Annotated in this window: 13 protein-coding genes; 6 read left to right on the top strand and 7 right to left on the bottom strand. The window is 74.3% G+C overall.

What is annotated here, in order from left to right:
- Positions 1–7 precede the first annotated feature (7 nt).
- Both FRADC12_RS03085 and soxR read right to left on the bottom strand, forming a co-directional pair.
- On the bottom strand, positions 8–499 hold the full coding sequence (locus FRADC12_RS03085; RefSeq protein ID WP_052710661.1) for a hypothetical protein: 492 nt from the start codon (positions 497–499) through the stop codon (positions 8–10).
- Positions 500–663: 164 nt separating this feature from the next.
- Complete coding sequence (gene soxR / locus FRADC12_RS03080; protein ID WP_045875469.1) at positions 664–1,134, bottom strand: redox-sensitive transcriptional activator SoxR; 471 nt, start codon at positions 1,132–1,134, stop codon at positions 664–666.
- A 74-nt stretch (positions 1,135–1,208) separates the two neighbouring features.
- Between soxR and FRADC12_RS03075 the strand changes: the two genes are divergently transcribed.
- Positions 1,209–1,919 (top strand): SDR family NAD(P)-dependent oxidoreductase, encoded by a 711-nt coding sequence (locus FRADC12_RS03075; protein WP_045875468.1) that lies wholly within the window; start codon positions 1,209–1,211, stop codon positions 1,917–1,919.
- Positions 1,916–3,019, top strand: a complete 1,104-nt coding sequence (locus tag FRADC12_RS03070) for an S-adenosylmethionine:tRNA ribosyltransferase-isomerase (protein WP_232303579.1) — start codon at positions 1,916–1,918, stop codon at positions 3,017–3,019. Before FRADC12_RS03075 ends, FRADC12_RS03070 begins: the two co-directional genes overlap by 4 nt.
- Positions 3,020–3,060: 41 nt before the next feature.
- On the opposite strand, the gene FRADC12_RS03065 is transcribed toward FRADC12_RS03070, so the two are convergent.
- The 3 genes from FRADC12_RS03065 to FRADC12_RS03055 form a co-directional block, all read right to left on the bottom strand.
- A complete protein-coding gene (locus tag FRADC12_RS03065) occupies positions 3,061–4,356 on the bottom strand; it encodes an MFS transporter (RefSeq protein WP_052710660.1) in 1,296 nt (431 codons plus the stop codon).
- 152 nt (positions 4,357–4,508) lie between these two features.
- Complete coding sequence (locus FRADC12_RS03060; protein ID WP_045875467.1) at positions 4,509–5,600, bottom strand: cytochrome c oxidase assembly protein; 1,092 nt, start codon at positions 5,598–5,600, stop codon at positions 4,509–4,511.
- 88 nt (positions 5,601–5,688) lie between these two features.
- A complete protein-coding gene (locus FRADC12_RS03055) occupies positions 5,689–6,495 on the bottom strand; it encodes a GNAT family N-acetyltransferase (RefSeq protein ID WP_045875466.1) in 807 nt (268 codons plus the stop codon).
- A 123-nt stretch (positions 6,496–6,618) separates the two neighbouring features.
- Between FRADC12_RS03055 and FRADC12_RS03050 the strand changes: the two genes are divergently transcribed.
- The 3 genes from FRADC12_RS03050 to FRADC12_RS03040 all read left to right on the top strand — a co-directional run bounded on the left by FRADC12_RS03050 (position 6,619) and on the right by FRADC12_RS03040 (position 9,836).
- Entirely contained in the window at positions 6,619–7,383 is a 765-nt protein-coding gene (locus FRADC12_RS03050) for an enoyl-CoA hydratase/isomerase family protein (RefSeq protein ID WP_232303578.1), read from the top strand.
- A gap of 160 nt (positions 7,384–7,543) precedes the next feature.
- Positions 7,544–8,683, top strand: a complete 1,140-nt coding sequence (locus tag FRADC12_RS03045; protein WP_232303577.1) for an SPFH domain-containing protein — start codon at positions 7,544–7,546, stop codon at positions 8,681–8,683.
- 25 nt (positions 8,684–8,708) lie between these two features.
- Entirely contained in the window at positions 8,709–9,836 is a 1,128-nt protein-coding gene (locus tag FRADC12_RS03040; RefSeq protein WP_045875463.1) for a TFIIB-type zinc ribbon-containing protein, read from the top strand.
- Positions 9,837–9,942: 106 nt separating this feature from the next.
- On the opposite strand, the gene FRADC12_RS03035 is transcribed toward FRADC12_RS03040, so the two are convergent.
- Positions 9,943–12,357: a DEAD/DEAH box helicase gene (locus tag FRADC12_RS03035; RefSeq protein WP_232303576.1), complete on the bottom strand. Its 2,415-nt coding sequence runs from the start codon at positions 12,355–12,357 to the stop codon at positions 9,943–9,945.
- A gap of 617 nt (positions 12,358–12,974) precedes the next feature.
- Between FRADC12_RS03035 and FRADC12_RS03030 the strand changes: the two genes are divergently transcribed.
- Positions 12,975–14,354, top strand: a complete 1,380-nt coding sequence (locus FRADC12_RS03030) for an MATE family efflux transporter (protein WP_157488674.1) — start codon at positions 12,975–12,977, stop codon at positions 14,352–14,354.
- Here the strand turns inward: FRADC12_RS03030 and FRADC12_RS03025 are convergent.
- Positions 14,301–15,269 (bottom strand): LysR family transcriptional regulator, encoded by a 969-nt coding sequence (locus tag FRADC12_RS03025; protein WP_045875462.1) that lies wholly within the window; start codon positions 15,267–15,269, stop codon positions 14,301–14,303. The two genes, FRADC12_RS03030 and FRADC12_RS03025, sit on opposite strands and share 54 nt — an antisense overlap.
- Positions 15,270–15,314 lie beyond the last annotated feature (45 nt).

The following is a 15,314-nucleotide window of genomic DNA, read 5'->3' as shown; positions in this document are numbered from 1 at the left end:
TGTAGTCCTATTGCGCCATGGGTCGGCGCAGGACGGCCTGGACCTGCTCGCCCACCGCCGGGTCGGTGCCGGGCTCCGACATCCGGCTCAGCGACACGTTGTGCGCCCAGAGGATCTGGAGGATCTCCATGATCGGGCCGGTCTGGCCGGTCAGGTCGCGGACCCCGCCGCCGGACAAGGCGAACCGCGCGGGCACCAGCCCGTTCACGAGGGCGCTGCGGTCCCAGTCGATCTGGTACCCGCGGCTGGCCGGGTCAACGAGAACGACAAGCTGCCCGGCGTCCACGTTGGCCCGCCGGGCGCCCCCGACGGCGACGCGGGCCGCGGTGGCGAAGGTGAGGCCCGGCCCGGTCACCTGGAGGCTGAGCCTGACCTCCGGCTGGTCGTTGAGGACCGTGCCGGTCTCGGCTAACTCCGCGATCCGGGCGAGGCCCAGCACGCCTTTTCTCCTGGCCGCGGTCCCGGCGGTCGCGTCTCGCCGCTGCTCAAGCGCGATCATCAGCCTGCTCCTGTCCCGCGCGGGCGTACCGCCGACCGTGACCCGGCCGGCCTGCGCCGCCTCGATCCGACTGCCATCTCGATCCGACCGGACCGAGGTTAGCTACGTCACACGACATCTATAACCGGATCGGCCCCGCGGGCAAGAACAAGTTCCTGCGCAGGTCAGCCGTGGTGCGTGGGGGTGCCCCGCAGCGCGCGCGGGAAGTACGCGGCACCCGGGCCGTTGCCGGCCATGATGTCGCCCGGGTTCGAGATCGCGCACCGGTCCAGGGACAGGCAGCCGCAGCCGATGCACGACTCCAGGCCGTCGCGCAGCTTGCGCAGGGCGACGATCTGGTCGTCGAGCCGCTGGTGCCAGGCCCGGGAGAGCCGGGCCCAGTCGTCCCGGGTCGGGGTGCGGCCGTCCGGCAGCGCCGCCAGCGCGGACCTGATCTCCTCCAGCGACAGGCCGACGTTCTGCGCCGCCCGGATGAACGACAGCCGGCGCAGCACATGGCGCGGGTAGCGCCGCTGGTTGCCGGTCGTCCTGGTCGCCGCCAGCAGGCCCTGGGCCTCGTAGTAGCGCAGGGCGGACGCCGCGACGCCGCTGCGCTCGGACACCTCGCCGACGGTCAGCAGATCGGCCGCCTGCATGCCATCTCCTCGCCTCCGACGGAGCCGCCCCGCCCGCTTGACTTCAAGTTAACTTTAAGAATGACGATCGCGGCATGCCAACCAACCCAGTAGCACTGATCACCGGAGGTTCCCGGGGGCTCGGCCGCGCGCTGGCCGGCGCGCTCGCCGACGGCGGCTGGCGGGTCGTCATCGACGGCCGGGACGCCACGCGGCTCGACGAGGCGGTCCGCGCGCGACCCTCCCTCGTGGCGGTCGCCGGCGACGTGGCCGACCCGGCGCACCGGCAGGCCGTCGTCGACGCGACGACCGGCCTCGGCCGCCTCGACCTCGTCGTCGCCAACGCCAGCGACCTGGGCCCGAGCCCGCTGCCGGCGCTCGCGGCCGCGCCGCTGGAGGCGGTCCGGGCCGTCTACGAGACCAACGTCCTCGCCGCGCTAGCGCTGGCCCAGCTGACGCTGCCGGCGCTGCGCGCGAGTGGTGGGACGTGGCTCGCGATCAGCTCGGACGCCGCGGTCGAGGCCTTTCCCGGCTGGGGCGTGTACGGGCCGTCGAAGGCCGCGCTCGACCACCTCACCGCCGTCCTCGGCCAGGAGGAGCCGGCGATACGCGCCTACGCCGTCGACCCCGGCGACATGCGGACCGAGATGTACCAGCGGGCCTTCCCAGGCGAGGACATCTCCGACCGGCCGCGCCCGGAGCAGGTCGTGCCGGCCATCCTGCGCCTGCTGGAGACCCGCCCACCCAGCGGCCGCTACCGCGCCGGGGCCCCCGCGGAACTGGAGCCGATGGGGGCGGACCGATGACCGGCCCGCGCACGCCCGCGGTCGCCAGGACGCCGCGGGACCGGGCTGAGCACGACGTGGCCGAGCAGGCCCGGGACGCGGCGAGCGCGGTGGTGTTCGAGCTGCCCGCGGGCCTGGAGGCGGCCGCTCCGCCGCCCCGGCGGGACGGCGTTCGGCTGCTCGCCGCCCGGCCAGGCGACCTTCGGCACGCCCGGTTCAGCGAGCTCGGCGACCACCTCGCCCCGGGCGACCTGGTGGTCGTCAACACCTCGGGGACGCTGCCCGCGGCGGTCACCGGCGTTCGCGCGGGCGGCCAGACGGTGGCCGTCCATTTCGCCACGGCCCTGGACGACGGCGACTGGGTCGTCGAGGTGCGCCCGGCGGGCGAGGCGGTCACCGGCCCGGTCACCGACCTGCGCCCGGGGGAGCAGCTCGCGCTGCCGGCCGGTGTCCGGCTGACGGCCGTGGCCCAGCACCCGGCCGGCCAGCGCCGGCTGTGGCAGGCGCACGTCCCGGTCGAGGGTGGTGTGGTCGCCTACCTGGCCCGGGTGGGCCGGCCGATCCGCTACTCCTACGTTCCCGAGCCGCAGCCGATCGAGGCCTACCGCACGGTGTTCGGCCGCGACCCGGGCAGTGCGGAGATGCCGAGCGCCGGGCGCCCGTTCTCCGCCGAGCTGGTGACCGACCTCGTCAGCCGGGGCATCGGTGTGGCGCCGGTCCTGCTGCACACCGGCATCTCCTCGCAGGAGCCCGGCGAGCCACCGCAGCCGGAGCGGTTCCAGGTCGGCCCGCACACCGCGCGGCTGGTGAACGCGGCCCGCCGGTGGGGCGGCCGGGTGGTCGCGGTCGGCACCACCGTCACCCGTGCGCTGGAGTCGGCGGCCGGGCCGGACGGGTCGGTGCGCCCGGCGGCCGGCTGGACCGGCCTCGTCCTCGGGCCGGACCGGCCCGCCCGCGCCGTCACCGGGCTGGTCACCGGCTGGCACGTGCCCGGAGCGTCGCACCTGGAGCTGCTCGTCGCCGTCGCCGGCCGGGACCTGGTCGCCGACGCCTACCGGGAGGCGGTACGGGCCCGCTACCTCTGGCACGAGTTCGGCGACAGCTGCCTGTTGCTGCCCTGATCCCGCGCGAGGCGCGGCAGGCACGGCGCCGGGGTGGCCGGTCAGCCGGGAGCGTCGGCCTCGCCGGGTGGCGTCGCCGGCATCGGGTGGGCTCTGGTCCGCCGGGCCGGGTCGGCCTTCTCCCGGACCCGGCCGGCGGGGAGAAGGGCCACGGCCCCGACCGCGCCCAGCAGGAGGACCACCATGGCCGCGTCGGCGACCACGGTCAGGCCCAGCGGCCGCACGGCGACGCTGGACAGGGTGGCACCCAGCAGCGCCGCGATCATCTGGCCGGCCGCGAACGCCGAGCTGATCCGCCCGAGCAGCGCCGACGGCGTTCCGCGCTGCAGCTCGACCTGGACGACCAGGGCGAACGCGCCGCCCGGCACGCCCACGATCCCCATCGCGACGAGCGCGACGACGAACGCGTGGGTGTGGAAGAACACCGCGAGGCACGCATCGATCACGGCGAGGCACCCGGCCAGGCCGACCCGCAGCCGCCGGGCCTCGGCCACCCGCCGCCCCACCGGGGCGCTCAGCAGGAAGCCGACGCCCAGCGCGGCGAACAGCAGGCCGACTCCGCCGGAACCGCTGCCCAGGGTGTGGACCGCGTAAGGCACGAACAGGACGTTGAGCGCGCCGTCCACCCCTTCGAAGACGGCCGAGACGAGCAGCAGCCCCGACAGGACGCGGTGGCCGCGCAGGAAGTCGACCGCCTCGCGCAGGTACACCGCTGCCTGGCCGGGGCCGGGCGCCGGCGCGACGGGGCCGGGCCCTGGGCACCCTGGGCGCCGGCTCAGCGCGCGCACCCCGACGAGCGTCGACGCGGAGATGGCGTAGGTCGTGCTGTCGGCGAGCACGGCGGCGTGGAAGCCGGCCGCCGCGTAGACCAGGCCGCCCAGCGGGGCGCCGGCGAGCCGCATGAGCCCGCTGGACAGGGAGAACCACGCGTTCGCGCGTTCGAGCTCCCGGCCGCGCCCGACGACCTCCGGGATGACGGCCTGGCGGGCCGGCAGGAAGAACTGCGCGAACGACGCCTGTACGAGCAGCACGACGTAGACCAGCCAGAGCCGGTCCCCGTCGGCGAGGACCAGCAGGGGCATGATCCCGGCGCGGGCCACGTCGGCGACGATCATCACGGTGAACCGGTCCATCCGGTCCACCAGGACGCCCGCGACCGGCGGCCAGATGAGGGCCGGCAGCATCTGGGTGACGAAGGCGAGCCCGGTGCCCAGCGTCGAGCCGGTCAGCCCGAACACGTACACCGGGACGGCGACGAGGAGGAACCAGTCGCCGATGTTCGACAGCAGCTGGCCCGACCACAGGAGCCGGAACCTGCGGTCGCGCAGCAGCGTCACACCGGCCCCCGGGGTCCGGTCACGCCCTGGCCGTTCGGCCCCGGCGCGCCACTACGGGCGTCGAGCCGGCGACGTAACCGTGGGGATCGTGCCTTTACCAGACCGCAAGCGGCAACAAGAACGGCGAAGACCGCCCCTACGGACGGTTAGCGTCAGGAGGGCTCGGTCCGCTTGTCCTCGGTGCTGGCGCGGCGGAACCGGGCGGCGCGGGAGCCGCCGAAGTAGTCGGCGTCGGTCTCCCACCAGGGCCGGGTCCGCTCGGCCTCCTGGGCCGCGGCAGCGCTGACGGTCTCGCCGTCGCCCGAGAAGGGCGACCCGGTGGAGGCGGGCCGGGCCAGCGCCAGGGCGTCGAGCTCCCGGTCGACGCGGGCCGCCTCCTCGGCGTCCACCTTGATCCAGCGCCGGACCAGCAGGACGAGGAAGGGCAGGTCGACGACCTCGGCGACCGTCCAGAGGATCGTCCCGCCGACATGCTGGTCGTTCAGCGGCGACGGTCCCCAGGGCCGGTGCACGGAGGCGTAGTAGCCGGGCGCGAGCAGCCCATGGCGCAGTCGCACGAAGATGCCCGGGGCGGCGTCCAGCAGCAGCTCCAGCACCCCGAAGAACATGCCGCCGGCGATCGCCAGGCTGGTCGTCGAGGTCGCCAGGTCGTCACCGGCCAGCGGCAGCGCGACGACGAAACCCACGAGGACAAGGGCGATCTGGACGGTCTCCCCGACCGCGACGTCCCGCTGCGCCGCCGTGAACAGCCCGGTGAAGTACACGGCGAACACGACGATCGGGACCAGCAGCGGCCCGAACGCCGGATGGGACGCCACCCGGAACGGGCCACTCGCGCGCACCCGGCCGACGAACCGGCCCGGCCGGCCGCCGGCCGCGTACACGAGCGACAGGGGCCGGCCGAACGCGAGGAAGATCGGCGCGACCAGCAGAAGCAGCAGGACCTGCACGGTGAAGTCCCAGAACAGCACCTGCGCGTACGCGCCGACCCACCACACCCCGGCGAGCGCGGCCAGGCCGACTCCCGGCACGAGGAAACTGACCGTGCGGGCCACCGGCCAGCGCCCACCCGCCCGGTGGACCCGCGCGACGGCGAGCAGGTAGCCCGTCGCGGCGGCCGCGGCGAACACCACCAGCGCCGGGTCGAACGTCCACCGGCCCGCCGCCGACGGCCAGCCGAAGGCCGGCGGCCCGTGGTACGCGGCGAGGGCGGCCGGCAACGGGACGCTCGGCGTGACGGGCATGTCCGTAACTCTCACACAGCCCACCCCGCCGCGACGCGGCCCCGCCCATGCCCCCGCCCATGGCCCCGCCCATGCCGGCTGCCGGCGGTCAGGCCTCGGCCGGCGGGGGCTCCCGGTAGAGCTGTACCTGCTTCTCGGTGTCGGTGAAGCCGAGCGCCCGGTAGAGGCGGAGCGCGTGGTATTCGGGGTCGGCGACGATGACCAGCGTGCGGGCGCCCAGCTCGGTGCGGCCCCAGCCGCCCAGGCGGTGGACCAGGGCCGAGGCGAGGCCACGGCGGCGGTGCTCGGGATGGGTCTCGACGCTCTGGAAGCGGCCCAGGCCGTCGGCGTCGGCGAACAGCCCGGCGCTGGCGCCGAGCCGGCCGTCGACGAACACCCCGAACCAGACGCCGTGGCCGGCGTCGCAGAGCGCGCGTTCCTCGGCGAGCTTGCGCCGCACGTACTGGCGCTGGTCAGCGGGTGCGTCCTGTTCGCCGTGGGCGGCCAGCCGCAGCTCGAAGGCCGCTCCCCAGTCGTCGTCACCGGCCAGCGGCCGGATCGTGGCGCCGGCCGGCGGCCTGGCGGGCGGGGTCAGCCGGGTGGCGGTCAGAACCGTGTCCACCTCGACGGTCACCCCGAGCCGGGCCAGCTCGGCGGCGTCGCCCGCGTCGCCTTCGGTGCCGTCCACGCCCAGCGTGAGGTGGGTGGCGCCGGGGATCTCGCGGGCGAAGACGTCCGCCCAGCGGTCCGCGTCGCCCGGCCCGAACGGCCGGTCGACCAGCACGAAGTTGCCCCACCAGAAGCCGGGATTGGCCGGGGTGCGGACTGCCAGGTAGGACGGCTGCTCGGTGATGACGGCGCCGGCCAGCCGGCGCAGCATCAGGTCGGTACGAAATCCGAGCGAGACCACATGCACCGGGCGGATTCTACGGGCGCGGCTCGTCCCATCCCGGACTACGGATGTCCAAGATTCGATGACAGACAGTAGTCTGCCGGCATGGATGGTCGCCACCGCAGTGAGCCCGGCACGCTTGGCGCCGTGACCTGCACGGTTACCGACGAGGTCGCGACGCTCACGATGACCACGCCCTCCCTTACGGGCGCCGCGAGGATCGCGCTGCGCGAGGCGGTCGAGCGGGTCGCCCAGGACGACGCGGTGCGCGCCGTCCTGCTCACCGGCACCGGCGGGGTCTTCTCGGCGGGACGGGACCTGCGTGAGCACACCGCCGCCGTGCGCGCCGAGGGCCGCGACGCCTTCGACACCACCGCCGACCACTACGGCACGGTGGTCGCGGCCCTCGCGACGATGCCGAAACCGGTGGTCGCGGCGGTCAACGGCACGTGCGCGGGCGCGGGCCTGGGCCTCGCCCTGTCCTGCGACGTCCGCCTGGCCGCGGCCGGCGCCCGGTTCACCACCGCGTTCACCGGCAGCGGCCTCACCCCGGACACAGGCCTGTCTGCGAGCCTGGTCAAGGTGGTCGGCGCCGCCCGGGCCAGCGAGCTGGTGCTGCTGGCCGAGCCGTTCACCGCCGACGACGCGCTCGGCTGGGGGCTGGTCGGGCGGGTCCTGCCCGCCGAGGAGCTGCTGCCCGCCGCGGCTGCTCTGGCTCGGCGGCTGGCCGGCGGCCCCGCCCGTGCCTACGCGATCGCCAAGCACGCCATGCGGCAGGCCTGGGCCGCCTCGTTGGCGCAGGTCCTGGCCGCCGAGGGCCGGGACCCCGCGGCGCAGGGCGAGGCCGATGACCACCGGGCCGCCGTCGAGGCCTTCCTCGCCAAGCAGCCGCCCCGGTTCACCGGGCGCTAGGCCCGTTCGCGCCGTCCCCTGAGTTCTCTGCGCCCTGACAACTAGCGGACACGATCCACCCGCACGGCGACCGGAAGGTATGGTTCGCCACGAAGTTGGCGCCACAGGTGGTGTGGCGACAGGCGCCGAAGGCTCCGGGGGTGGTGCGAACGTGGATATCATGGGCCGGATCCGCGGCGAGTTCGTCGACATCATTGAATGGACCGACGACAGCCGGGATACCATTGTGTGGCGTTTCCCGCGCTATGAGAACGAAATCAAGATGGGCGCCAAGCTCACCGTGCGGGAGTCGCAGGCGGCCGTCTTCGTCAACGAGGGCCAGATAGCCGACGCGTACCCGCCCGGCATGTACACCCTCGAGACGCAGAACATGCCGGTCCTGTCGACCCTCAAGGGCTGGAAGTACGGCTTCAACTCGCCTTTCAAGGCCGAGGTCTACTTCGTCACGACACGGCAGTTCACCGACCTGAAGTGGGGCACCCAGAACCCGGTGATCGTCCGGGACCCCGAGTTCGGCATGGTCCGGCTGCGGGCGTTCGGGGCCTTCGCGATGCGGGTGGTGAGCCCTTCGCTGCTCCTCAAGGAACTGGCCGGCACCGACCCGCAGTTCCGCACCGAAGAGGTTTCCGAGTTCCTGCGCCAGCTGATTGTCGGCCGGCTCGGCGGCGCGCTCGCGAACGCCCACGTGCCGATGCTCGACCTGGCCACCCGGCAGGACCAGCTCGGCGGGACGCTCGCGAAGGCGCTGACGGAGGAGCTCGCTCCGTACGGCATCGCCATTCCCAAGTTCGTCATCGAGAACATCTCGCTGCCGCCCGAGGTCGAGGAGGCCATCGACAAGCGCAGCCAGATGGGCATTCTCGGGAATCTCGACCAGTACACCCAGTTCCAGACCGCGAACGCCATCGAGGCCGCGGCGCAGAACCAGGGCGGCGCCGGCGAGGGCCTCGGGATCGGGCTCGGGATGGCGCTGGGCCAGCGCGCCGCGGGCGGCGTCGGCCAGCCCGGGTTCCAGCAGCCCGGGTTCCAGCAGCCCGGTTACCAGCAGCCTGGTCAGCCGCAGGCGCCGTCGGCGCCGCCGCCGCTGCCGACGCCCGAGCAGTGGTTCCTCGGCGTCGGTGGCCAGCAGCTCGGCCCGTTCGACCGCGCCCAGCTCGCGCTTCAGGTCTCCGGTGGCCAGCTGCGGCCCGACACGCTGGTCTGGAAGAACGGCATGGCGGCCTGGACGGCGGCGGCGCAGGTCGCCGAGCTCGCGCCGCTGTTCGGCAGCGTCCCCCCGCCGCTCCCGCCGCAGGCCTGAGCGCGTCACCACAGCTGAGGAAGCAATGACCGATCAAGGGTTCCAGCAGGCATCGGTCGCGTCGGCGACCTATCCCTGCGGTGGGTGTGGCGCGCGGCTCGAGTTCGCGCCGGGCTCGACGTCGATGCAGTGCCCGTACTGCGGTTTCCGCCAGGAGATCGCCGCGGGTGACCGGGAGATCCACGAGATCGCGATCGAGAACCTGGCGACGCTGCCCCGCAAGCCGGTCGGCAGCATCGGCGCCTACGTCTACGTCTGCCAGCGCTGCGCGGCCCGCAGCGAGTCGAACGAGACGGCGACGCTCTGCCAGTTCTGCGGCTCGCCACTGGTGATCGACCCGGCCGCGACCGGGCAGATCGTGCCCGAGGGCGTGCTGCCGTTCGGCCTGGACCGAAGCGCCGTCCGCGACGCCGTCCGCAAGTGGACGTCGTCCCGGTGGTTCGCGCCGAAGGCGCTGAAGAAGGTCACCGAGACCGAGTCGATGAAGAGCACGTACGTCCCGCACTGGACGTTCGACTCGCAGACCTTCTCCGGCTACGACGGCGAACGCGGCGATCACTACTGGGTCACCGAGTCCTACACCGACAGCGAGGGCAGGCAGCAGACCCGCCAGGTGCAGAAGACCCGCTGGCACCACGCGCAGGGCAACGTCGACCGGGTCTTCGACGACGTGCTGGTGCCCGGCAGCTCGGTGCTGCCGCCGAAAAAGGTCGACGACCTGGCGCCCTGGCCGCTGGACGCCGCCCAGCCGTTCCAGCAGCAGTTCCTCGCCGGGCATTTCGCGCTGCGCTACGACCTCGAGCCGGAGTCCGGCTTCGAGGAGGCGAAGAACCGGATGGCCAAGGTCATCGCCGACGACGTCAGGCACGACATCGGCGGCGACGAGCAGCGGATTCACCGCGTGAACACGCAGCACAACAACGTCACGTTCAAGCTGATGCTGCTGCCGCTGTGGATCGCCACGTTCCTCTACGCGGGGCGCAGCTGGCAGATCCTCGTCAACGGCATGACCGGGGAGATCCAGGGCGAGCGGCCGTACAGCAAGCTGAAGATCTTCTTCGCGGTGGTCGCCGCGCTGGTCGTCATCGGCGTGATCGGTTTCCTCGTCGCCGGCCACGGCGGTCACCACACGGGCACCACGAAAAGACACTGAGAACGTTCGGGAGGGCATTCGGGAACGTTCGGGAGGGCATTCGGCGCGGGCCGGCGAGGTACGCCCGCCCGCGCCGAGACGCCCCTTCTCGGACCGGGCGCCAGCCTCAGGCGCGGGCGCCGGTCTTCGCTATCCGGGCGTACTCCTCCTCGAGGACCTGCTTGGTGAGCACCTCGTCGGACACGTCGAGTGCCTCCGGGCCCGCGTCGGCCAGGTCGCTGCGGCGGGCGTACGCGTCGAACTCGACCCGCTTCGCGGCCAGGATCTCGACGAGCCGCTGGTCGACACTGTCGGTCGTCAGCAGCCGGTGCACCTGCACGGTGCGGATCTGGCCCATCCGGTGCAGGCGGGCGATCGCCTGCTCCTCCAGGGTCGGCTTCACCTGCGGCTCGCACAGGATGACCACCGACGCCGCCTGCATGTTCAGCCCGGTCCCGCCGGCGGCGATCTGGCTGAGCAGCACGGCCGGCGCGGGCTGGGCGCCGAAGTCGTCCACCAGCTGCTGGCGTTCCTCGGCGGGGACCGAGCCGGTGATCGGCCCGAACACCGCGCCGCAGCCCGGGTCCGCGCGCAGCCGCCGGCCGACGACGTCCAGCACGTCGAGGAAGAACGAGAAGACGACCACCCGCTGGGCGTTCTCCGCCGCCTCCCTGGCGATGTCGACCAGCCGGTCGAGCTTCGCCGAGTGCTCCGGGTCGCCGGTGAACGCGACCCGGCGCATCGCCATGAACTGCCGGTCGAGCACCGCCTTGCGGTACGCGGCCTGCTCGGCGCGTGAGCCAAGCTCGACCCACTCGTCGGTCGCCACCCGTTCGGGCAGCTCGGACAGCACGTCCTGGGTGTTGCGGCGCAGGTAGACCGGCGCGACCAGGGTCCGGAACCGGGCGGGGGACAGCTCGGGGGCGTCCCGCGGCCGGCGGGTGGCGGGGTTGACGGGCAGCAGGCTCGGCTGCAGGTAGCCGACCAGCCGGCGGAACTCCTCGACGCGGTTCTCCATCGGCGTGCCGGTCAGGAACAGCACCCGGTCCACGAGGTCGGCCCGGTTGACCAGCGCCCGCAGTGCCTCGGCCCGCTTCGTCGCCGGGTTCTTCACATAGTGGGCCTCGTCGGCGACCAGCATGGCGATCCGCGGCCCGGCCGGCCCGGCGGCGACGGTCCGCCTGCGGCGCACCCGGTCCCGCTGCGTCGGCACCTCGACGCGGGACCGCAGCGCCGTCGGGAGCGCGAGCGCGGCCAGGGTGTCGAACGTGGTGACGCCGACACCGCCCTCGGCCACCCAGCGCCGCACAGCGTCGGCGCGGTCCGGGCCGTGCAGGCGGTGCGCGGTCAGGGTGCTGTGCCGGGCGGTCTCGCGCAGCCAGTTGACCAGCACCGACGTCGGGCAGACGACCAGGAAGTGGGTCTGGTCGAGCGCGCGCAGGTGGGCGAGCGCGGCGATCGCCTGGACGGTCTTGCCCAGGCCCATCTCGTCGCCGAGGATCACCCGGCGTTGCGCGAGCGCGAACTTCGCGCCGAAGGCCTGGTAGCCACGCAGCGACACGGTCCGGAACTCGCCGTCGAGGCGCTGCTCCCGGACCCGGGCCGCGATGTCCTCCGGCAGCTGCCCGGCGGCCGCGTCGGCGGTGTCCCGGATGCCGACGATCTCGCCCAGCAGCCCGTAGTACCGGACCGCCGCCCGCTCGAAGCCGCCCCAGACGCCGGTGTCACCCGGGGCCGAACTGGCCAGCCGGTCCGCCGCCGTCAGCCGCTCGGCGATCCCGCCGGCCGTGGCGTCGGCCAGCAGCCGCTGGACCCGGTCGAGGGCCTGGCGGGCCGCGACACGGCGGCGCTCACCGGCCAGCAGCATCCGGGTCCAGCCGCGGGCCGGCGCCGCCGCCGCGAGCAGGGGTGGCAGACCGTTCGCCAGCACCCCGGCCGGGCCGCGCACGTCGTCGAGCGCGTCCGCGAGCGCCACCACGCGGCGCAGCCAGCGCAGCAGGTCGGTGGCCCGCTCGTCGCTCGGGTCCAGCGCGACCCGCAGGCCGAGCCGTTCCCGTGCGGCCGCCTCGAGCGCTCGCGCGGCGCCGATCGCCCGGGTCGCCGACAGCCCGCCGACGCCCGGATGCGTCGCAAGAGCCTCCGGCCGCTCGTCGACGAGGTCGGCCACCGTCCGGTAGCCGGCCCGGCGCAGCGCCGGGAACGGCAGCCTGTCGCTGGCGGTGTCCTTCAGCCGCTCGACGTCCATGGTCGCCAGGTCGCGCCGCGCGAGCGACGCGCGCACCGCCTGGAAGCGCCGCGCGACCTCGGCGCGGGCGTCCTCCTCCTGGGCCAGGGCCTCGTCCGCCAGGACCCGCAGCGCGGCGGCGTCGTCCAGCAGCCGCCGCGCCTCCGCGCTTCCGGGCGGTACCGGGCCCGGAGCGTCGGCCGGCGCCGGGCCGCCGGCGGACGGGTCGTCGTCCGGCGGCGTCGGTACGGCCGAGTCCGGTCTTTGTCCGGCGTCCTGGCGCGTCGGCGCCGTACGCAAGGGCAGTCGAAACGCCATCCCCAAAACCCACCTCATGTGCTCAGGACCGACCGCACCGCGACTCCCCTGCGGCGCGCCGTCGACATACCCACCGAAGACCGCTTTTCCCGCACTTCCGTTGAAATTCGGTCTTCGCGCGGGTCGCGATCCCGAATTATCCTCGAACACCCGTTCGCTCGCCGAGGCGCCCCCGGGCGCGGCTGGAGGAGGCGATCGCTGATCCGCCGGAACCGGTGCCGCGTGGGCGGCCGCTGATCGTCAGACGGGCCCGCCGAGCGTCACGCCCTGAGCGCCCCGCCGCACAGCCCTCCCCGCGGGCCGCGCTGCTTCACTCATCCCGCCATGACTGTGGTGCGTGATCGGTGACCAGACGGTATGAGCCGAGGCTGGGTCCGTTCCAGGGCACGTGGAACGTGCGGGGCGAGCTCCGGGCGACGCCTGATTTCCGTGTGTCCTGTGCCGCCCTCGGCTCGCCCACACACCGTGGCCACGGGCTGGCCCAAACTAGCGACCACGAGGCCTGAACGGACGGCGGGCCCGTCAGGCCGACGCACTCTCAGAGACGGGCGCTCAGGAGGACGTGAGACTGGTCATCGACGGCCCCGGCCGCGGCCGGCCGGAGGCAGGCTCGCGGTGTGGAGCTGGCAGATGACACGTCGCCGGCGCGGGAGGCCGGGCAGGAGGCCGGGCCGGACCCGCGGCTGGATCAGGCGATCTTGCGGCTGGCGCTGCCTGCGTTGGGCGCGCTGGTCGCCGAGCCGCTGTTTCTGCTGGCCGACACCGCGATGGTCGGGCATCTGGGAACCGCGCCGTTGGCCGGGCTGAGCCTCGCGTCATCGGTCCTCGGGACGGCCGTCGGCCTGATGGTCTTCCTCGCCTACGCGACCACGCCGACGGTCGCCCGGCTGCGCGGCGCCGGTGACGAGCAGGCCGCGGTCACGGCCGGGCTGGACGGGCTGTGGCTTGCGGCCGGGCTGGGCACGGTGCTGGCGCTGGTGGGCTGGTGGGTGACGCCAGCGCTGGTCGGTGCCTTCGGCGCGGACCAGGCGGTCGAGGCGCAGGCCGCCCGCTACCTGTCGATCTCGATGGCGGGCCTGCCGGCGATGCTGCTCGTCTACGCCGCGGCCGGCCTGCTGCGCGGCCTGCACGACACCCGCACGCCGCTCGTCGTGGCGGCCCTCGGTTTCGGCGCGAACGCCGCGCTGAACGCGGCCCTCATCTACGGCGCGGGCTGGGGGATCGCGGGCTCGGCGACCGGGACGGTGCTCGCCCAGTGGGCGATGGCCGCCGCCTACCTGGGGGTGGTCGCCGGCCACGCGCGCCGGGTCGGCGCGAGCGGCCGCCCGCGCGGGGCCGGGGTGCTGCGCGGTGCGCGGGCCGGCTGCTGGCTGCTGTTGCGGACGGCGAGCCTGCGGGCCGGGCTGCTGCTGGTCACGTACACGGCGGCCGCGCTCGGGTCGGACGAGCTCGCCGCGATCCAGGTCGCGATGACGCTGTTCACCACCACCGCGTTTGCGCTCGACGCGCTGGCGATCGCGGCGCAGGTGCTCGTCGGCGACCGGCTGGGTGCCGGTGATGTCGCCGGTGTGCGGGTGGTGCTGCGCCGCTGCGTCGCCTGGGGGGTGGGCAGCGGCGTCGTCCTGGGCGCGGTCCTCGCGAGCCTGGCCTGGGTGCTCGGGCCGGCGTTCACCAGCTCGGCCGCGGTCGCCCGGCTCATCGTTCCCGCGGTGCTGGTGCTCGCCGCGGCCCAGCCGCTGGGCGGCCTGGTCTTCGTACTGGACGGCGTGCTCATCGGCGCCGGTGACAACCGCTACCTCGCTTGGACGAGCCTGACCAACCTGGCCGCGTTCGGGGTGCTGGCCGGCGCGGTCCTGCGTTGGGCGCCGCACGGCCAGTGGGGCGTGATCTGCCTGATGGGCGCCAACGCGGCCGGCTTCCTCGCGGCCCGCGCCGGCACGCTCTCACTGCGCGCCTTCGGCTCCCGCTGGCTCGTGGCCGGTGAGGCCAGCGTCTGACGCCGTTCCCCGGCCGTGGCGGGCGGCCACGGCCGCGGCATGGCGGCGGAAGCTGGCGAGAACGCGCCGGACGGCGAGGCGCTCGGCCCGGTCCGGGCGCAGCAGCGCGAGCAGGTGGCGGCCGGTGTCCAGCCCGGCGAGCTCCCGCAGCGCGAGGCCGGCGCCGGTCGGCGTCGTGAACCGGGGGAGGACCGCGACCCGGTCGCCGTGGGCGACCAGCGCCTCGACCAGCCGGTTGTCCCGCAGCCGCTGGACGACCGTGACCGGCCTCCCGGCTGCCGCCTCGACCGCCAGGCGAACGACGTCGAAGGGGTAGCCAAGCGGCACGCCGTACCACTCGACGTCGACCAGCTGGCCGGCCGTCACCGTGGGTCCGCCGGCGAGCGGATGGCCGGCCCGCATGGCGATGTCGAGCGGCTCCCTGGCCAGCGGCTCGGTGACCAGGCCGCCCGCGCCGGGCGGCGGGCCCGCGCGCAGGCTGTGCCCGATCACGATGTCGTAGTCGGTCACCAGCCGGCCGTACTCCTGCTCCGGCAGGTCGACGTCGTCACACTCCAGCCGGATCGCCGTCGTCTCCAGCTCGGCCAGCACCCCCGGCAGCAGCAGCGTCGCGGCGCTCGGCAGGGCGGCCACCCGCACCAGCCCGGCCGGCTCGCCGCAGAACTCGTCGAACTGGGCCTGCACCTCGGCGAGCACCCGGGCGACGCCCCGGCCGGCCTCGGCGAGCAGCCGGCCGGCCTCCGTCAGCCGGACTCCGCGCCCGTGCGGCTCGACCAGCCCGACGCCGAACTCGCGCTGGGCGGTGCGCAGCTGCTGGGAGACCGCCGACGGCGTGCGATGGGTCGCGGCGGCGACGGCGGTGACGCTGCCGCGTTCGGCCAGGTCGCGCAGAAGCTCCAGGTGACGGACGTCCATGTAGGCAGCCTACAGAGACGATGAACTATATTTCAATTGTCCTAA

Origin of the sequence: Pseudofrankia sp. DC12 (assembly GCF_000966285.1) — a bacterium.
Classification (GTDB): Bacteria; Actinomycetota; Actinomycetes; order Frankiales; family Frankiaceae; genus Pseudofrankia.
This window is presented reverse-complemented; position numbering and strand designations above follow the sequence as displayed.